15 protein-coding genes and 3 pseudogenes are annotated in these 16,096 nt (G+C 43.8%); 5 read left to right on the plus strand and 13 right to left on the minus strand.

Annotation, left to right across the window (positions count from 1 at the left end; all coding sequences use genetic code 11):
* Nucleotides 1-382: 382 nt before the first annotated feature.
* Together rnz and metH are read right to left on the minus strand one after the other, a co-directional pair.
* The gene (gene rnz / locus GCU48_RS24975; protein ID WP_152381825.1) at nucleotides 383-1,315 is read right to left on the minus strand and encodes a ribonuclease Z; all 933 of its coding nucleotides are present in this window, start codon (nucleotides 1,313-1,315) and stop codon (nucleotides 383-385) included.
* Nucleotides 1,316-1,393: 78 nt separating this feature from the next.
* A complete protein-coding gene (metH, locus tag GCU48_RS24980) occupies nucleotides 1,394-4,834 on the minus strand; it encodes a methionine synthase (RefSeq protein WP_152381826.1) in 3,441 nt (1,146 codons plus the stop codon).
* Between the two features lie 280 nt (nucleotides 4,835-5,114).
* Here metH and GCU48_RS24985 point away from each other — a divergent pair, with 280 nt between their 5' ends.
* The gene (locus GCU48_RS24985) at nucleotides 5,115-5,657 is read left to right on the plus strand and encodes a 1,2-dihydroxy-3-keto-5-methylthiopentene dioxygenase (RefSeq protein WP_152381827.1); all 543 of its coding nucleotides are present in this window, start codon (nucleotides 5,115-5,117) and stop codon (nucleotides 5,655-5,657) included.
* 105 nt (nucleotides 5,658-5,762) lie between these two features.
* On the opposite strand, the gene GCU48_RS24990 is transcribed toward GCU48_RS24985, so the two are convergent.
* The 4 genes from GCU48_RS24990 to GCU48_RS25005 form a co-directional block, all read right to left on the minus strand.
* Nucleotides 5,763-6,557, minus strand: a complete 795-nt coding sequence (locus tag GCU48_RS24990) for an HAD family hydrolase (protein ID WP_208812046.1) — start codon at nucleotides 6,555-6,557, stop codon at nucleotides 5,763-5,765.
* Nucleotides 6,558-6,719: 162 nt separating this feature from the next.
* Entirely contained in the window at nucleotides 6,720-7,229 is a 510-nt protein-coding gene (locus GCU48_RS24995) for a hypothetical protein (RefSeq protein ID WP_152381829.1), read from the minus strand.
* 130 nt (nucleotides 7,230-7,359) lie between these two features.
* Nucleotides 7,360-7,566 carry a DUF896 domain-containing protein gene (locus tag GCU48_RS25000; RefSeq protein ID WP_152381830.1) on the minus strand — a complete coding sequence of 69 codons (207 nt, stop codon included), beginning with the start codon at nucleotides 7,564-7,566 and terminating at the stop codon, nucleotides 7,360-7,362.
* A gap of 107 nt (nucleotides 7,567-7,673) precedes the next feature.
* The gene (locus tag GCU48_RS25005; RefSeq protein ID WP_152381831.1) at nucleotides 7,674-8,057 is read right to left on the minus strand and encodes a LysM peptidoglycan-binding domain-containing protein; all 384 of its coding nucleotides are present in this window, start codon (nucleotides 8,055-8,057) and stop codon (nucleotides 7,674-7,676) included.
* A 187-nt stretch (nucleotides 8,058-8,244) separates the two neighbouring features.
* Here GCU48_RS25005 and lexA point away from each other — a divergent pair, with 187 nt between their 5' ends.
* From lexA to GCU48_RS27210, 3 genes are all read left to right on the plus strand, one after another.
* Entirely contained in the window at nucleotides 8,245-8,871 is a 627-nt protein-coding gene (gene lexA, locus GCU48_RS25010) for a transcriptional repressor LexA (protein WP_025716075.1), read from the plus strand.
* 289 nt (nucleotides 8,872-9,160) lie between these two features.
* Nucleotides 9,161-9,322 (plus strand): hypothetical protein, encoded by a 162-nt coding sequence (locus GCU48_RS27205; protein WP_167518771.1) that lies wholly within the window; start codon nucleotides 9,161-9,163, stop codon nucleotides 9,320-9,322.
* Between the two features lie 50 nt (nucleotides 9,323-9,372).
* On the plus strand, nucleotides 9,373-9,513 hold the full coding sequence (locus tag GCU48_RS27210) for a hypothetical protein (RefSeq protein WP_208811918.1): 141 nt from the start codon (nucleotides 9,373-9,375) through the stop codon (nucleotides 9,511-9,513).
* Nucleotides 9,514-9,859: 346 nt separating this feature from the next.
* Here GCU48_RS27210 and GCU48_RS28730 read toward each other — a convergent pair whose 3' ends face one another.
* From GCU48_RS28730 to GCU48_RS25030, 5 genes and pseudogenes are all read right to left on the minus strand, one after another.
* Nucleotides 9,860-9,991 (minus strand): hypothetical protein, encoded by a 132-nt coding sequence (locus GCU48_RS28730; RefSeq protein ID WP_280116414.1) that lies wholly within the window; start codon nucleotides 9,989-9,991, stop codon nucleotides 9,860-9,862.
* Nucleotides 9,982-10,518 (minus strand): accessory gene regulator ArgB-like protein, encoded by a 537-nt coding sequence (locus GCU48_RS29445; RefSeq protein WP_152381832.1) that lies wholly within the window; start codon nucleotides 10,516-10,518, stop codon nucleotides 9,982-9,984. Before GCU48_RS29445 ends, GCU48_RS28730 begins: the two co-directional genes overlap by 10 nt.
* Nucleotides 10,463-11,176, minus strand: coding sequence for a hypothetical protein (locus GCU48_RS25020; RefSeq protein ID WP_152381833.1), 714 nt, complete (start codon nucleotides 11,174-11,176; stop codon nucleotides 10,463-10,465). The genes GCU48_RS29445 and GCU48_RS25020 overlap by 56 nt, the downstream gene beginning before the upstream one ends.
* A 183-nt stretch (nucleotides 11,177-11,359) precedes the next feature.
* Nucleotides 11,360-11,834: pseudogene (locus GCU48_RS29450) on the minus strand (transposase); the annotation flags it as partial.
* Nucleotides 11,835-11,957: 123 nt separating this feature from the next.
* Nucleotides 11,958-12,215, minus strand: a pseudogene (locus GCU48_RS25030) (EamA family transporter); the annotation flags it as partial.
* A gap of 951 nt (nucleotides 12,216-13,166) precedes the next feature.
* On the opposite strand from GCU48_RS25030, the gene GCU48_RS25035 reads away from it, so the two are divergent.
* A complete protein-coding gene (locus GCU48_RS25035; RefSeq protein WP_152381834.1) occupies nucleotides 13,167-13,364 on the plus strand; it encodes a hypothetical protein in 198 nt (65 codons plus the stop codon).
* A gap of 184 nt (nucleotides 13,365-13,548) precedes the next feature.
* On the opposite strand, the gene GCU48_RS25040 is transcribed toward GCU48_RS25035, so the two are convergent.
* Nucleotides 13,549-14,520 (minus strand): SDR family NAD(P)-dependent oxidoreductase, encoded by a 972-nt coding sequence (locus GCU48_RS25040; protein WP_152381835.1) that lies wholly within the window; start codon nucleotides 14,518-14,520, stop codon nucleotides 13,549-13,551.
* Between the two features lie 264 nt (nucleotides 14,521-14,784).
* Nucleotides 14,785-15,910, minus strand: a pseudogene (locus GCU48_RS25045) (IS110 family RNA-guided transposase); the annotation flags it as partial.
* Nucleotides 15,911-16,096: the final 186 nt, after the last annotated feature.

A 16,096-nucleotide genomic window follows, 5' to 3' on the forward strand; every position in this document is an offset into this window, starting at 1 on the left:
CTATCTTAAGTCAAAAATGCTAATGAAGTCTATAAATTGCTGGTTAACCGTCCAAAATAGTGTCATTCCTCGATAAAAGCCGTCTCTTTCACATAAAATAAGCTTACATTATCGTCGAAATCCATCGAAGTGATCACATCTTCAAAGAAATTTCCCTGTATTTCCTCACCCTCTCAAAGAAATAGAATCCTTCAAATTCGATATATAGAAAATCAAATATAACACGTCTCCATATGTAGTAGCACAAATTCACTCCATCACAACAAGTGGCTATTCTCGCCTCTTGTCGCATCCTGCGCTTTCCCGGAAAATAATTTCGGGTGAAAAACAAAGGCACCGGAGCAAGCCCCGGCACCCTACAAGCATATCTACAATCCAGGCGTTAATTAACTATATCAGGTACTGGTAACAGCACATGCTGCTCTGCAAGCAATGAATTGGGAAATATGCTCTTCGCTTCTTCCAGCAATGGCACAAGCTGTTCCTGATCTTTATATCGGGAACTAAAATGCGTCATAATTAACTGTCCCGCACCTGCGGCTTTTGCGGCTTCCGCTGCTTGAAGCGCTGTACTGTGATGATATTCGTACGCTGTATCCGCCAGCTCATGCAGAAATGTCGCTTCATGAACGACAACTGTTGCATCTTGAGCCAGCACTACTGTATTGGGACAAGGTCGCGTATCACCAAGAACTGTGATAATGCGTCCTTTTTTCGGTGTACCCAAAACATCTTGAGGACGAAGAATGACTCCCCCCTCCAGCTCTACGCTTTCACCACGCTTTAATTTACCATAGATTGGGCCGGGCTTGATTCCGAACTGTTCCAGCAACTCCTGCTTGAGCTTGCCGGGCTTATCCATTTCTACAATTCGATAACCATAGCTATCGATCCGATGATCCAGCAAAGCTGATTCCACCCTGAATTGCCCATCATCAAACAACACCCCGCCCGTGTGCTCCACAATATGCAGCTGGTAATTGATCCGGGATTGGCTTATTCCTAAAGATAGTTCAATGTATTGCTTGAGCCCTGGTGGTCCATATACTGTCAGCGGTGCCGTACCTCCCTGATACGCCCTACTCGACAGAAGACCCGGTAGACCAAAAAGATGATCTCCATGCAAATGGGTGATAAATATCTTTTCAAGCCTGCTAAGTTTGAGTGGCGAACGCAGCACCTCCTGCTGAGTGCCTTCACCGCAATCGAACAACCACATGCTTCTTCGTTCTTCCAGTAAACGAAGAGCGATGGACGTTACATTCCGCTGAATCGTCGGCACCCCTGCATTCGTACCAAGAAAATAAAATTCCATAACTTAACCTTCTTCCTACTGACCAGCAAAAAACCTCCGAAGCTCGGAGGGTCTTTGCTATCCTATCTGATAGAGGTGTTAAACCTTTTCGACGTTAAAATATTGCGCCTGAGGGTGGCTGAACACCATGGCTGATACAGAAGCCTCCGGTTCCATCATAAACCCTTCTGTCAGCTCAACGCCAATGTCCTCAGGTTTTAACAATTGGAACAACGGCCCCTGATCCTCCAGATCCGGACATGCCGGATAACCAAAGGATACCCGTATGCCCTGATATCTGGCTCCATGCCGCTGCTTCATCGTCATATCGGCAGGGTCCGGGAAGCCCCAGCTGTCCCTGATAATATGATGAAGCCGCTCCGCCAGACCTTCTGCCACTTCGAGCGCTACCGCTTGAACCGCATGAGAGCGTAAATAATCCCCTTGTTCCTTCCACTCGGTAGAGAGCTGCTGTATTCCGTGGCCGGCAGTCACAACCATAAAGCCTACATAATCCATAACTCCCGACTCTACAGATTTCAGGAAGTCAGCCAAGCACAGATATGGCTCCACCTGCTGACGTGGAAACGTAAAGGTATGCAATACCTTACTCACATCCGACGGATCGTAGATCAGGATTTGATCTCCTTGCGATTGCGCCGGGAAGAAGCGATACATGGCATGGGCCTGAATAATCCCGTCTGTAACTGCTTCAAACATGATGCTATCCACCGTATCCTTGAGCTGAGTCGCTTTGGGATCGCCCTCCGCCAGCAGCTTCTCAACGTTGCCTCTCAAGCCAAGGTGATGCCCCATCAGCATCTGCATATTTACATAAGGCAAAATGTAATTTAACGGGTAGTTACGCAGTACATGGCGATCCGTATCTGGCGGAATATAGACCGGCAAATCCTGTGCAATGTTAGAGCGCACCGCCCGAGTAAGCTTAGGGAGCTGCTTGGTTTCCACGACTGTTGCCGCTTCAGCCTCTCGTTCAGCCTCCATATCCTCCGCCATTTTTTTGCGGGACTCAGGGTCCATCAGCTTATTGGCAATATCCAAACCATCCATAGCATCCTTCGCATAGGCTACCAGACCATCGTACTCAGGACGGATACGGTTTTTAGTAAACTTACGTGTCAAAGCAGCTCCGCCAACCATGATTGGAATATCAATATTCGCATTTTTCAAATCCTGGGCGGTCAGTACCATTTGTTGGGCCGATTTAACAAGCAAGCCTGATAAGCCAATCAAATCCGCCTTTTCTTCGCGGTATGCTTCAATAATGCGTTCTGGTGGTACTTTTATGCCCAGATTCACGATTTGGTAACCATTGTTGGATAGAATAATCTCCACCAAATTTTTACCAATATCATGGACATCACCTTTAACCGTAGCCAACAAAATCTTTCCTTTTACCGAGGATTCATTTTTCTCCATGAACGGTTCCAAATAGGCTACCGATGCTTTCATCACTTCGGCGCTTTGCAACACCTCCGCAACAATCAACTCATTGTTGTTGAACAGGCGTCCTACCTCTTCCATCCCTTTCATGAGCGGGCCGTTAATGATTTCCAGCGAGGAATATTTGGCGAGTGCCTGCTCCAGATCCGGAATCAGTCCCTCCTTGCTTCCCTCCACTACATAAGAAGCCAAGCGTTCTTCGAGCGAAAGATTGGATACCTTTTCTTTTTTCTCTACTTTCTTGTTACGGAAAGCTGCCACAAAAGCAGATAAAGTATCGTCATTCGTTCTATAAATCAGATCTTCGGCAAGCTTCCGCTCATGCTCAGGAATCGATGCATAACGTTCAAGCTTCTCCGTGTTTACAATCGCATAGTCCAGACCTGCCTTGGTGCATTCATACAAATAGACAGAATTAAGCACTTCACGGCCCGCTTCCGGCAAACCAAAGGATACGTTACTGATGCCCAGGATGGTATGAACCCCGGGAAGGGCTTCTTTAATGATGCGAATGCCCTCAATCGTCTCCTTTGCTGAACCAATGTATTGCTCATCACCTGTGCCCACTGGAAATACGAGCGTATCAAAAATGATATCCTCGGCTGCCAGACCGTAACGGTTCACCAGCAGGTCATAAGAGCGTTTGGCTACCTCCAGCTTGTCCTCACGCGAAATAGCCTGCCCACGTTCATCAATCGTTCCTACTACAACAGCCGCGCCGTATTTATGAATAAGCGGGGCCATTTTCTCAAATTTCTCTTCGCCGTCCTCCAAATTAATGGAGTTAATAATTGCCTTACCTTGCGAATATTGCAGCGCTTTATCAATGACGCCGATATCCGTAGTATCAATTACCAAAGGTACTTTTACCTTGTTTACAACCAACTTCAAAAATGCTTCCATATCCGTCATCTCATCGCGGTCCGGGTCCTGTACACAAATATCAATGACATGTGCCCCACTTTTTACCTGAGCACGAGCAATTTCAGATGCCTCTTCATATTTGCCTTCCACGATCAAACGCTTGAATTTGCGGGAGCCCAGAACATTCGTTCGCTCACCAACCATATATGGACGATTATCCTGTTCAATATATACAGGCTCAATGCCGGACACAGCAGGGGGATGATGACCCACCAGCGGACGCGGCTCAAATTGCGCCATCCGTTCACTCATAACCCGAATATGCTCAGGCGTGGTACCGCAGCATCCCCCTGCAATATTGAGCCAACCCTTTTCAGCGAATGCAGCCATTTTACGTGCTAATGAATCAGGTGATTCATGGTATTGACCATTTTCGTCGGGCAAGCCGGCATTTGGATAACAGCTAATAGCTGCAGAGGACATTTCGGAAAGAGAACGAATATGATCCCGCATAAACTCTGGACCTGTTGCACAATTCAGACCGATCGACACCGGATGCAAGTGTTCTAGCGATATACAAAAGGATTCGATATTTTGCCCGGCCAACGTCGTGCCCATAGGCTCAATCGTGCCTGAAATCATTAGTGGAAGTTCAATACCCGTTTGCTCAAAAGCCTGGCGGATTCCGATGCTTCCCGCTTTGACATTAAGCGTATCCTGTGACGTCTCCAGCAGCAGTGCATCCACGCCGCCTTCAATAAGCGCCAAGGCCTGCTCCTGATAGCTCTCAATCAGTTCCGCAAACGTAACACCACCCGTTACAGACAAGGTCTTCGTCGTCGGTCCCATTGCTCCTACAACAAAACGGGGCTTGTCCGCAGAGTTGAACTTATCCACCGCGTTACGTGCCAGCTTGGCCGCAACCAGATTAATCTCACGGGCACGTTCTGGTATATCATAATCCGCCAAAACGACAGATGTAGCTCCAAATGTGTTCGTTTCAATCAGGTCTGCCCCAGCCTCCAAGTATGCTTCATGGATGCCCTGAATAACGTCCGGTCTTGTTAAGACCAGCATCTCGTTGCAGCCCTCCAGCTCTTCCCCACCAAAATCATCGGGGGAAAGGTCCTCCTGCTGAATCATCGTGCCCATAGCTCCGTCAAGAAGAAGTATTCGTTGTTGTAACGCTTCCTGCAAGCTAATTTTGTCCAAAATCTCTTCCCCCCCGCAAAACGTTAAATCCTAGTTTAGCAGAAACCGTATCATTTAGATAGATTGGAGTAAAGACATACGTTTTATACAGCCTGCTCTTTGCAATAGCTGCTCTTGTAAATCTATTTTATAATTTGAAGTATTAAAAAGAATACTTAATTGCGTATTTTTTTAGCTAGGTCATGTTTAGCATAAATGTTGTAATCCTGTATTGTGCAACGATTCAAGACATGATATCCTGAATACAACATTAAACCAAGTGGAAAAGAGGGATAAACTCATGGCTGAAATCTTAATTCGCAATACCAATGAACGAATTAGCGGTGAAGATCAGGTTCGTGAATTTTTGGAAAGCCACGAAGTATTATATGAACATTGGGATGTTTCCAAGCTGACCGGGGAACTGCAAGAAAATTTTTTACTGACAGATGAGCAAAAAGCCGCTGTTCTCAAAACCTTTGATCCTGAAATCAAGGATTTGGCTGCCCGCCGCGGATATAAAATATGGGACGTTATCACCTTATCCGAAGCAACACCGAATCTGGACGAGCTTCTAGCCAAATTTGAGCAAATTCACACCCATACCGAGGATGAAATCCGTGCGATCGTGGCTGGTAAAGGTATTTTTATCATTAAAGGTCCTGAAGAGATTGGCTATTTCAATGTAGAGCTTTCACCAGGGGACGTTATTTCCGTACCTGAAAATATCCCTCATTTCTTCACCTTAATGGAAAATCAGAAGATCGTCGCCATCCGCTTGTTCATCGAAGAAAATGGGTGGATTGCCGAACCTTTTGAAGATCCATCATTTATTAAAGCATAACGCGAAATTATCCTACCTGAGATAAAGCAACTCCCTCTGCTCAGAGTATACTGAGCAGAGGGAGTTTTTTTAATACTTGCTTCTATGGAAAAAGCTATGAATTTCTTACTTTAACGATTGAATAATACCGTCCAATTCAGTCAAATGCTTGATTTCGAACTTTGGCTTGATCTCTGTGGTATTCGTTTTGGAATTTCGGTTCAACCATACGGAGTGCACCCCAGCTGCCAAAGCTCCTTGAATATCAGTTGTCAGCTTGTCTCCTACCATTAAAGCATGTTCAGGCTTGATACCAAGAAGCCCTAAAGCATGCTGAAATATAGACGGATCAGGCTTTCCTTTTCCAAACGAACCTGAAATGACAACATGATCAAAAAAAGGAGCTAATTGAGGTACTCCATTCAATTTTTCCTGTTGTAAATCAGGGGAGCCGTTTGTCAACAATAATAGCTTGTAATCTCCTTTTAAATGCTCCAGAATTTCAAATGTTTCTTCATATACATGGGGACGTGCCCGTCTTTCCGCAGCAAATTGGGTGGCCAGCTTTTGTGCAAGCCCCTCATTATCTATCCCCAGTTGCTGAAGACCTCTGCGCCATGACTCCTTGCGATAAACAGGAGCCAGCTGTTCCAACTGACGGAACTCAGGCTGTTCACCTGCCGTAAAATTCGCCCATAACCCTTCAAACGGATTAATGCCGATCATCTGAGTAAAACTAAAGGTCTCATAAGATTCATACAAAGCACGTGCTTCCTTGCGGACTGCTTCCTCCAAAGCCTTCGGATCAACGCCTGCTTCCTGGGAGCCCGCTTGGCATGCTGCGTCAAATGCCTCTTCTACACTACGTTCATCCCACAAAAGCGTATCATCAAGATCAAACATTACCGCCTGAATTGCCATCTGAATTATCCACTCTCTTTCCACGTTATATGTACACCTGTTCTGCGTAGTTACGTCGCACAAGCATTCCGATATGATGTCCCCATATTAAGCAAGTAGCCGCAATGTGTTATATGAAATAACATCATGCGGCCTTACATACAGAGCTACAGGTGATATCTGTTATTTCTTCTCAACCTGCACCTGATTGGATAGCGCAAACTTCTCAAGTCGCTCTGCAATGGCATCCGTGTCATAGCGACCCAATGTTTTTGTTAAAATAAAGTTTCCGCCCTTACCTTTTCTTTCAATCGTTACGTAGCCCTTTTCAATCTTAATGGCTTTCATATCCTCTGCCGTCATGGGACGTTCTCTGCCGCCTTTTAGCATATACAGCGAATTCTTCCCGACCTTCAAATAAGGACGACGGATGAAAAAGATAACAGCCAGCATCAAGTACAAGCCGAATATAAGCCAGTCCATACCTCTCATACTGGTTTTGGTCAAAAAGTAACTCATGAGCATGTATAATACGGCAAGGCCAGCCAGCATGATAGGCGCAGTAATATTACGGCCACGGAAAATGTCCATTGCAGAACCTGTACCGTTAATGGTTTGCATGCCTTGTTTTTTGCGCGTTTTGTTTAAATGCGCTGTGTTTTTGCGTACTTTTCTTTCAAATGATCGGGCCATCTCTCAATTCCCTTCCCAATTATATTGCACAATACTATAAAACGATTGCCTAAAAGCTAATCTATATAGATATCGAGAAAGATATCTAAAACAAAAGGCAAATTATGCAGGTTAAGTCGCTTGAGCGACATTAATGCTTCGGCCCGCCATTTCCTTTCGAGGTATCATCGTCCACGAATTCAATCGTTTCAAGCTGTTGCCGGAAATTACGGCGAATGTTACCTAAATAAATTTCCCGAAGATTGGCACGCTCTGTAGTTTCTTCTTCCGTTAATCCCTCGGATTTTGCTTTGCGCGCTAATTCGTTAATTCGCTGTACCAAGCTGTCTATATCCAAATTGTGTCCCCTCCATAAATGCAAAGATATAATACACTTTGACATGTAGAAAAGAGCTTGTCAAGGTTCCCACATCACGCCTTTGACAAGCTCTAAAGGTGTATAGATCAGAAGTGCGGAAGCTTAAGCACCTGACCTGCCTGCACTCCCCGATCTTCCAGTCCATTAATCCGCACAATTCCTTCTATGTATACCCGTGTATCCATTCGTTCCGGTTTATGTTTGACTGCAATTTGCCATAAGGTATCTCCAGGTTGTACCGTCAGCTTAGTTACCTCTATCTTTGAAACTGAAGGTGCTGCGAAAACTGTCAGTACGCCCGCACCTGCAATCCAAACAACAATCACTAGAATAAGAAGCTTGAGTAAGAGAGTATTGGTAATCATCTGTGCAGTCATCATTGCAAATCCTTTGCTCCCTTTCTTTTGAGTCTCCTGCATCTTATCTAAATTCATCGAAAAAATACTTTGGTATGTGCTATATCTCGTCATTGGCCGGTCCTCCAAACGTTTGTTCTTATGTTTTTTCACAATATAACACGAACATTTGTTTTGTTCAATAGAAAAGAGAACAAAAGTTCGTGAATATTTTTTAGGGATTATTTAGAACTTACGTTTGTACGAACGGAGGTTCTATGCTATAATTTTCCCAAACGTTACTAAATGGGGTTGATACGGTATGTCTAAGATTTCGAGCCGCCAGCAGGCCATTCTTGAATTTATCCGCAATGAAGTGCGTCTAAAGGGCTATCCCCCTTCTGTACGCGAAATAGGCGAGGCGGTCGGACTAGCCTCCAGCTCTACGGTTCACGGTCATTTGGATCGTTTAGAGAAAAAAGGACTTATCCGCCGCGATCCAACGAAACCACGGGCCATTGAGTTACTTGGTCAAGACGAGGCGGATAACAGCAACTTGATTAATTATTCCATTAGTCGTGTTCCTGTTGTTGGCAAAGTAACTGCCGGTCTTCCTATTACGGCGACAGAAAATATTGAAGATTACTTTCCTCTTCCCCAACATTTCGTTGGTGAGGATAAAATATTCATGTTATCTGTTGTAGGCGAAAGTATGATTGAAGCTGGTATTGCTAACGGTGACTATGTAATTGTACGTCAGCAACAGACTGCCGATAACGGTGACATTGTTGTAGCCATGACAGATGAAGATGAGGCAACAGTTAAAACCTTCTACAAAGAAAAAGACCATATCCGGCTTCAACCGGAAAATCCAGCCTTTGAACCACTTCGCCTGACACACGTCAGCATTTTGGGCAAGGTTGTAGGACTCTTCCGGGACTTCCACTGACTTTTCGCTCTTTCTTCCCCGTTATTCTATCCACTACCTCAAAAACCGGCTGCCTAGGGCAAGCCGGTTTTGTATTGATTTTATGTTCATATATGTAACTAAGGCTATTCTTCCCTTTTCCGCATGCCATTGGGTTAAACTATTTTATCTGCTATACGTTTTGTCATAAATCTTAGATCTTAGAAGCATAGGTATTAGCTTCTTTTTGCTTTTAATAGATTTATGCTCATACATTACTAGCGCTATTGACATATGTATAAAGAAGACCTAAGCAAAGGAGATATGCCAGATGATCAAAAACAAAGTCAAAACGTATAGGCATCGCATCGGAAAAAACAAATATCTGGTCGTTAAAGTCTTCCAGGCCGCAGCTGCTAAAGCAAGAAGCGGGAATGCCTTGGCAACCAATGCATTGAATATCAAAATTTCCAAACGCAAACGTAAGCATTAAAACAGCTAAGATTCAACCGTACCTTCATTATATTGAAGGGAGGTGATATGATGAGCAGAAGAAATTGTAAGCGCGACTTAAGAAGAAGAAGATTAAACATCCGTTCCAATCAAAGAGCCAATGCACGGGCAAGAGGTAATGCGCTGGCTGTTAATCTGTTTAGCGTAAATGATAGACAACGCAGACGCTAATAGTCATTGTTCAGTAAAAAGCGGGAAGAATTCTTCCTGCTTTTTTTGTGTCACCCTCTCTACTCTGCCACAGGCTTCCTCATGCTACTGTTCAAATATATCGTGCTTGCTCGAAAAGAAATCCCTCAACGCTCAGAGCGCCAAAGGATTCCATATCTCGGTATAATTTCATATGACCGCGTTCCATTTTCTCCTTCCCTGCTAAAAAGGAGACCAGGACATGGGCTAATATTGTCCGGAGGATGACTACTTAAAGTTCCGTATTAAAATAGCCAGTACTACTCAATCCGAACATGTAGCTTAAAGTAACTTAGTGGCTAGGCTTCTCTTTCCATCATACATATAATTAGTTCTTTTCTTTTTTTCTCAACTCTGCAGGCACTGGCTTAGCGCCGAAAATAGTTTTTTCCTTTTTTGTTGATTCATTAGCATATTTACCCAATTTTACATTTAAGAATCTCGCCAATTTCATATCCATTTACGTTCACCTCCTCTCCATAAAGGTAGGATACTGAAAGATTGTATCGCTAAAGATAAGCATATTATGGGTGATTGTATAAAAAAATTCAACAAACACATAAAAATGCATATAAGTTTATAATAGCTGTGATTTTTAGTCTTATGAATATAAATAAAATGATTCGGTGCATAAGCAATTAACATCAGTAATGAGCAAACATTAGTAATTAAGATCGCAGATAAACTTAGCGTAATAAAAGGAATGATTATGCATACTATCGTTGTAAAAAAAACACAGAGCGTAAGGTTGGAAAAGTGAATTCCTCCTGAGAACCTTCTAATTAGCATTAGGCTTCCAAGAGCTAATAATGAACCGAAAAAATGTCCAGTAAGCCATCCTGTAATTGAGACAAAAAATATCGTTGAGATTTCTGTAAGTTTTATTGCAAGCGCATACTCCATCACCTCTACGCTCGTTGGTCCATCAGGATCAGCTTTCTTTATTTCTGCCGCGATACGTCTGGAGAGTGCTTCTAGCATCCTCATTTTCCCCTTTCTCTGAAAAAAAATAAGAAATACCGAATGTTAATAAAGAAAGTGAAAGAAGCCCGATTGCATTAGCGTTGTAGAGCATGTATAAAGTAATAGAGATAGTAGTCGCAGAAATTAACGCGCCAAAGATTAACAATTTATTTAATGATGAAAAGTAATTTTCTACCCTCAGAAAATCATGCGGAGGTTGTACGATAAACGAAAACCCGAAATTATATTTACTTATAACAAAAGAAATTAAATAAACAACAACGATGGAGATCAATTGTATAGAGTAAATTGGGAGTCCATCTGTATCTTGTATAACCTCAGGCTGTGCTATTCCGAAGAAATTTGCAAATAAGAATACAAATAGTTGTAAGTTTATATATGCAGTCAACCCAGCTCCAGTTGAGAAGGCTGCCAAATGTGTTTTCATACCCAATCCAAATCTAAAAAATAAAATCATAAAAATATATTGAAGTGGCAAATCTAACTTTGGCATCCCAATAATTACACGCATCAGATAGGAGAATATAGCAATAACTATTGCATAAATAAGTATTTTTTTTCGATATTCCCAAAGAGGCAGCATATAAAGCTTTAGAACCAAAGTAACAGATGCTATGGCATCAAATACACCGAGTAAGATATAAAACAAAGCAGATAACAATTGAAACACCGTCCTCGAATTTAGGCTACTATAATATTGTATATTTAATTCTCGGCGCGTGGCAATGCAATTAACCGTACAATTGGAAATTTTTGTGCTATATGTAAGGTGAATATTTTCTGTATATACAGATCATCCTCAGTTTAATCCAACTAAATCCATTTCTCCCATGAAACAGCGGACACGTACCTTTTCATCCAGCTTCGCCTTGTGTTTGACCACAGCTTTTCCCCAAACAAACGTGTAGCGGTTCGTATTAGCCTCAATCTTGGTGCCATCGAGGAAGTAATGCTCCAGTTGGATGTACTTTTCTTCGGCTAGAAATTGCAGAACCGTTGTAAAAATCGTTTCTAACACTTCTTTATTCGCTCGGTGCGGAAATCTGGACGTTGGCGACGGGAATCCACATGATCATGATATTTTCACGGACCACTTTAGCAATCTGGCGGGAGGAGTAGAAGCGCTGAGCATACGCGTAGATGATGACTTTAGTAAGCATTTTTGGGTGGTAGTTGTCGCGTCCCCCCGCCTTTGTAGACCGCTGCAAAAATCTTGTCGTCTATCCGAATTTGCGTTCACGAACCAGGTGATTTTCCGGAATATTTTCTTCTAAATCCATTGGCAGGTAGAGTTGGTCCATAGTATATTGAATGTACAAAAGGAGTCCTCCTTCAAATGGTTGTTCGTCACTTCCATTTTACTAAGGAACGGCTTCTTTTGGTTTGACAGAATTGAAAAAAGGGGCCGGCCCTAAGCCAACTTCAATGACTTCTGGGACAGCTTCCTGAGCAACAATTGAAACGGCATTACCAATGACCCCAATAGCTACGATTAATAAGAAATAACGTTTCTTAATTCGCCAATTTTGTCGTGTTATGAAGCCGATAACTAGAAATACAACAATTGCTACTAAATATCGCATCCACACAAGTTCTAGTGGAAGTATGACCGATACTACAATTTTAATAACAACGTACATACCACCCCAGATACTGGAGGCTAAAATTAAATATAAAGAACCTAATAAGGTGTTTTTCATTCTATATACCCCCCGCTTTTTAATTAGGTCAAAAATGCCCCTAACGGAGAGATGTAGTCACCTTCACTCCACTAAGAGCAGAAATGTGCTACTGGTACACCGTTTTCAAATAATGGAGTCCAATACATTATGTTCACCCGTTAGTACATTTCATTTTTCTAACACAATTATATGTATTTTATTATAGGAAAGATATTAGGCCTATGTAATCAAGCATCATAGGAAATCACTAAACCGAGAGTAGACCCAACTGTTTATCGCATAATAATGAGAAGAGCAGCACAATTCCCCACCTTTCCACTGTATTCAAAATATTTCGAAAAATGAGCAAATACCCCGTCCTACTTTGATGGTTGACGGGGCTGTTATTATTTAACGATAAATTCATCCTATTATAAGGTATCAAAAGAAAAAAAGAGGAGGAAATAAGGCAATACCACTTACCACTTATATAGCGGCCTAAATGTTAACCTTATGCTCATATCCATTCACTCACTTGAACTCCTCCTTTAGATAGGGTATACAGTATGTGTCATTAAAGATATTGGCAGGGCTAAACGACAATTTGCAAAAATGTCGGCAGTGCCTAAGAATCTTTATAAAAGAATTAATCTCAAGATGATCACCAGCAAAATGAACAGTGCTAAGACAGCTGCTACCGATGTCCAAACTTTCCCGGCAGTTCTTCCGTAACTTCTTTCTATTTCCCACACACTTAACGCCTCCTTTGTTTCTAGAGTCCCCCACAGGCTATGCGAGGTCTTGTTTAAGGAATGGACTTCTAGGTAAACAAAAAATCGGATTAACCCCCTCTGGCTTGAGTTAGATCAATACCTTATAATCTCATTAGCTGTCTCTCGGTTAATAAAGGCTACCTTTCAGTTCGCCGCCTTGGCAGTCATCTTGAGGTCGGCGAGCCAGACATTGAGCGGGGACGTGAGTGCCGCGCGCATGCCGTCGAGGTCGGTCGCTACTGGCGGACCGTCCCCAGGACTCCGTGGTATGTACGACGACTCCTTTGATGGTGGAAGTAATGGTCCATACGTGGACACCGTCGATGCCTTGTGCTGGTCCCCCCAAACGATGCGTCGTATGGGGTTAACCTCGCGGATGGTGGAGACGATGGGTAGCCCCTACGTCTCCTACTGAAAGGTGCTTCCCACTGCGATTGGACCGGATAACCGCACCTGGGAGACGTTTCTCTGCCAGGTTGGCCACTAGTCAATGCCAGTCTGTATTCGCCATACGGTCTACTGCGGTGCATCAATTTCAATGGAAAGATCGAATATGACCTAGGCATTTCGATCGACACATATGATTGATCAATCAATAACTATTGCACAATAGCTGACTGACTCTCCTGCAATGCCAACACAGTCGCGGTAATACCTTCCTCGAACGGCGTTGCGGTGATCGGTCCGATGAACCGTTTGTATTTTTCTCCGCTTAGAGTCAGCGGCTCTTCGGTTAAATAGAGCATCTCGACGACTTCTTTCATTACAGGCACGCTCATACCTATAAGCGACAAGCCTAATTTCTTCAGGGGTATGACCGGTTTAGCATGGCCGCTTGCTGTTTGTGCAATCCGTACGATCTCTCGCCCCGATATAAGCCCAGCACCCGGTATGTTCCAGTTCTGTCCATAAGCAAAGTCTTTGTCTGCCAGTTCGGCGACCATCTCAGCAGCATCCGGTAAATACACAAACTCGCGGGGAACATGCATATTACCGACGAAAAAAGCCATTTTACCAGCAGCGATCGCTTCCAGAGTTGAACCTAAATACGAGGCTTGATTAGCTGTAGGCCCATAATAATCGGGCAAGCGAACAATCATAACTTTTGCCTTAGTCCACCGCTCGCTAAACAACATCCGTTCATAGTCCAGGCGGACTTTTCCTTTTATCGTATGAGGCTCCTTTGGATGTTCTTCCGTGACAAGTTCCATTTGTCTTCTCCCATAAGGGTAGATTCCATCGATTGCTACTACTTTAATCGCAAGCCGTTCTGCCGCCTCCAGCACTGATTCCCCTAGCGGAATCAGTTTGTCAACCATCTCATGGTAGGGTACGTTCGCGCAATGGAACAATACGTCAGCACCACCTGCTTGAGCTACAATGTCGTCAGGGGACATTGCGTTCCCAATGGCGAGCGTCAAATGCTCAGGATTTCCAAGCTTTCCAGCAAACTGTTCCAACTTCTGACGTGAACGTCCAAAAGCAATGGTGCGTACCCCCCGTTTGACAAGTTCTTCCGTGATTGCTGCTCCCGTCCCGCCCGTTGCTCCAATTACCATCGCTTTTTCCATTTTCCTCAGCTCATTTCGTTTTATTTGTTATTGATCAATTACTAACTTAAATTCATTTTATCGCCCTATTATTGATTAGTCAATTACTAAATTGCAAATCTTTTAAGGAATTCGATCTTATCATGAAGGAAGTAAACTCCTTTAAGCATGGTACAAAGGTAAGCAATCTGGATCAGGAACAGCATCTTATGCCAGTTCTCTGGCCTAGCGATACCCAAAGTGAAAAGAATTATTTGGAGATACAAAAAAATTCAACTCAAAATCGACATTGTGGTGGTGCAGGGCTCGAATATCTGGATTGGTCATGATCATACACATCGTCATGAGATAGAGAAAACGCCGGAGACGGGGCGTCCGCGCTTGCTGAGCACCATTTTTCCACTCCACTTCCCCGAGCAAGCCTCAGCCAGGTTTAAACCCGCATGTCGTAGTAATGCGTTTCCGTGCGCATAACCGCTCAGATCACCGGCTTCGCCTAGAACCCCAGCTAAGCTCGTTGCATTTACGCCCCGAATGGCGAGCATTTTCTGAGCGTATGGAATACGCTCCAGGATGTGATGAAGCTCGTGTTCAATCTGCTCAAGCTGTCGCTGCGCCAAGTCGTGTTCTTCGAGCAGTTGACCCAAGTGCAGCTTGTAGGCGTGCAGCGCCTGCGTAACGCCCACGCTGCGTTTAGCCAGTGCAATGAGTTGCTCGGCTCGATGCACCCCTGCATGACGCTTCACGTATTGCTTCCAGCCGGCAATGACTTGCTCCGTCGTTAACCGACTAATTTCCTCCGGGAGAGGAAATAGCCTTAACGTGGCAATGGCACTGGTGCAGGTAAGGATTTTAAAGACATGACGAAGTTCTGGAAACACAATATCTACCCAGCGGTGAATTTGATTAACGGCGCTGTTAAGACGTTTGGCAACCGTGTCGCGATGAGCCATGAGAATCCGAAGTTCCTCGTAGACTTCCGGATTAAAGCGTACAGGGGAATAGTATCCGTTTTTGACCCTATCCGCGATGACAAGTGCATCTTTACGGTCACTTTTGGATGGGGTATTATCCCGGTTTTCCTTGTTCTTTTTGACGAGATGAGGATTTACGAGAACAGCCTCAATTCCTTTGGCTGAAAGCCAACGAGCCAGGCTTAGCCAGTAGTGGCAGGTTGGTTCCACACCGACGATGATTTTGTTCAGCTTGTACAACTTAAGCAGATCTTGAATCCAGCGGCTGAACAACTGAAAACCCTCGTCATGGCTGCCAAATTCGAGTGGAGATCCGAGAGCAATTCCCCGGTAGCTAACCGCACGAGCTACGTGAGCTCCCTGGGCAATATCTACGCCTATAGCTAGATGTAGTTTTCAATGAGTTGATTTTGCTTGTCCTGGGCTTTAAACTTCATAGTAGAGCGACCTCCTGGATGGGCTTTTTGAGGCTATGACCTCGTGCGCAACCCCATCGTACCGAGGCGCTCGTTTTTATGCAAAGAGCAAATTATTCGTTTTACAGGAATTCTAACGTATCCCGTTAGCGGAATAATATATACGAAATTCTGATATTTTTGTACAACAGTCTTAATGTTTGATTT

Source organism: Paenibacillus brasilensis (genome assembly GCF_009363115.1).
In the GTDB taxonomy this organism is placed as follows: domain Bacteria; phylum Bacillota; class Bacilli; order Paenibacillales; family Paenibacillaceae; genus Paenibacillus; species Paenibacillus brasilensis.

Excerpts from the sequence above, each read along its gene's own strand:
- GCU48_RS27205 (WP_167518771.1), top strand. The coding sequence starts at position 9,161 with ATGATCAAAAACAAAGTCAAAACGTATAGGCATCGCATCGGAAAAAAC.
- GCU48_RS27210 (WP_208811918.1), top strand. The coding sequence starts at position 9,373 with ATGAGCAGAAGAAATTGTAAGCGCGACTTAAGAAGAAGAAGATTAAAC.
- lexA (WP_025716075.1), top strand. The coding sequence starts at position 8,245 with ATGTCTAAGATTTCGAGCCGCCAGCAGGCCATTCTTGAATTTATCCGC.
- GCU48_RS25035 (WP_152381834.1), top strand. The coding sequence starts at position 13,167 with ATGCCGTCGAGGTCGGTCGCTACTGGCGGACCGTCCCCAGGACTCCGT.
- GCU48_RS25005 (WP_152381831.1), bottom strand. The coding sequence starts at position 8,057 with ATGACGAGATATAGCACATACCAAAGTATTTTTTCGATGAATTTAGAT.
- GCU48_RS24990 (WP_208812046.1), bottom strand. The coding sequence starts at position 6,557 with ATGGCAATTCAGGCGGTAATGTTTGATCTTGATGATACGCTTTTGTGG.
- rnz (WP_152381825.1), bottom strand. The coding sequence starts at position 1,315 with ATGGAATTTTATTTTCTTGGTACGAATGCAGGGGTGCCGACGATTCAG.
- GCU48_RS24995 (WP_152381829.1), bottom strand. The coding sequence starts at position 7,229 with ATGGCCCGATCATTTGAAAGAAAAGTACGCAAAAACACAGCGCATTTA.
- GCU48_RS29445 (WP_152381832.1), bottom strand. The coding sequence starts at position 10,518 with ATGAGGATGCTAGAAGCACTCTCCAGACGTATCGCGGCAGAAATAAAG.
- GCU48_RS25040 (WP_152381835.1), bottom strand. The coding sequence starts at position 14,520 with ATGGAAAAAGCGATGGTAATTGGAGCAACGGGCGGGACGGGAGCAGCA.
- GCU48_RS24985 (WP_152381827.1), top strand. The coding sequence starts at position 5,115 with ATGGCTGAAATCTTAATTCGCAATACCAATGAACGAATTAGCGGTGAA.
- GCU48_RS28730 (WP_280116414.1), bottom strand. The coding sequence starts at position 9,991 with ATGGATATGAAATTGGCGAGATTCTTAAATGTAAAATTGGGTAAATAT.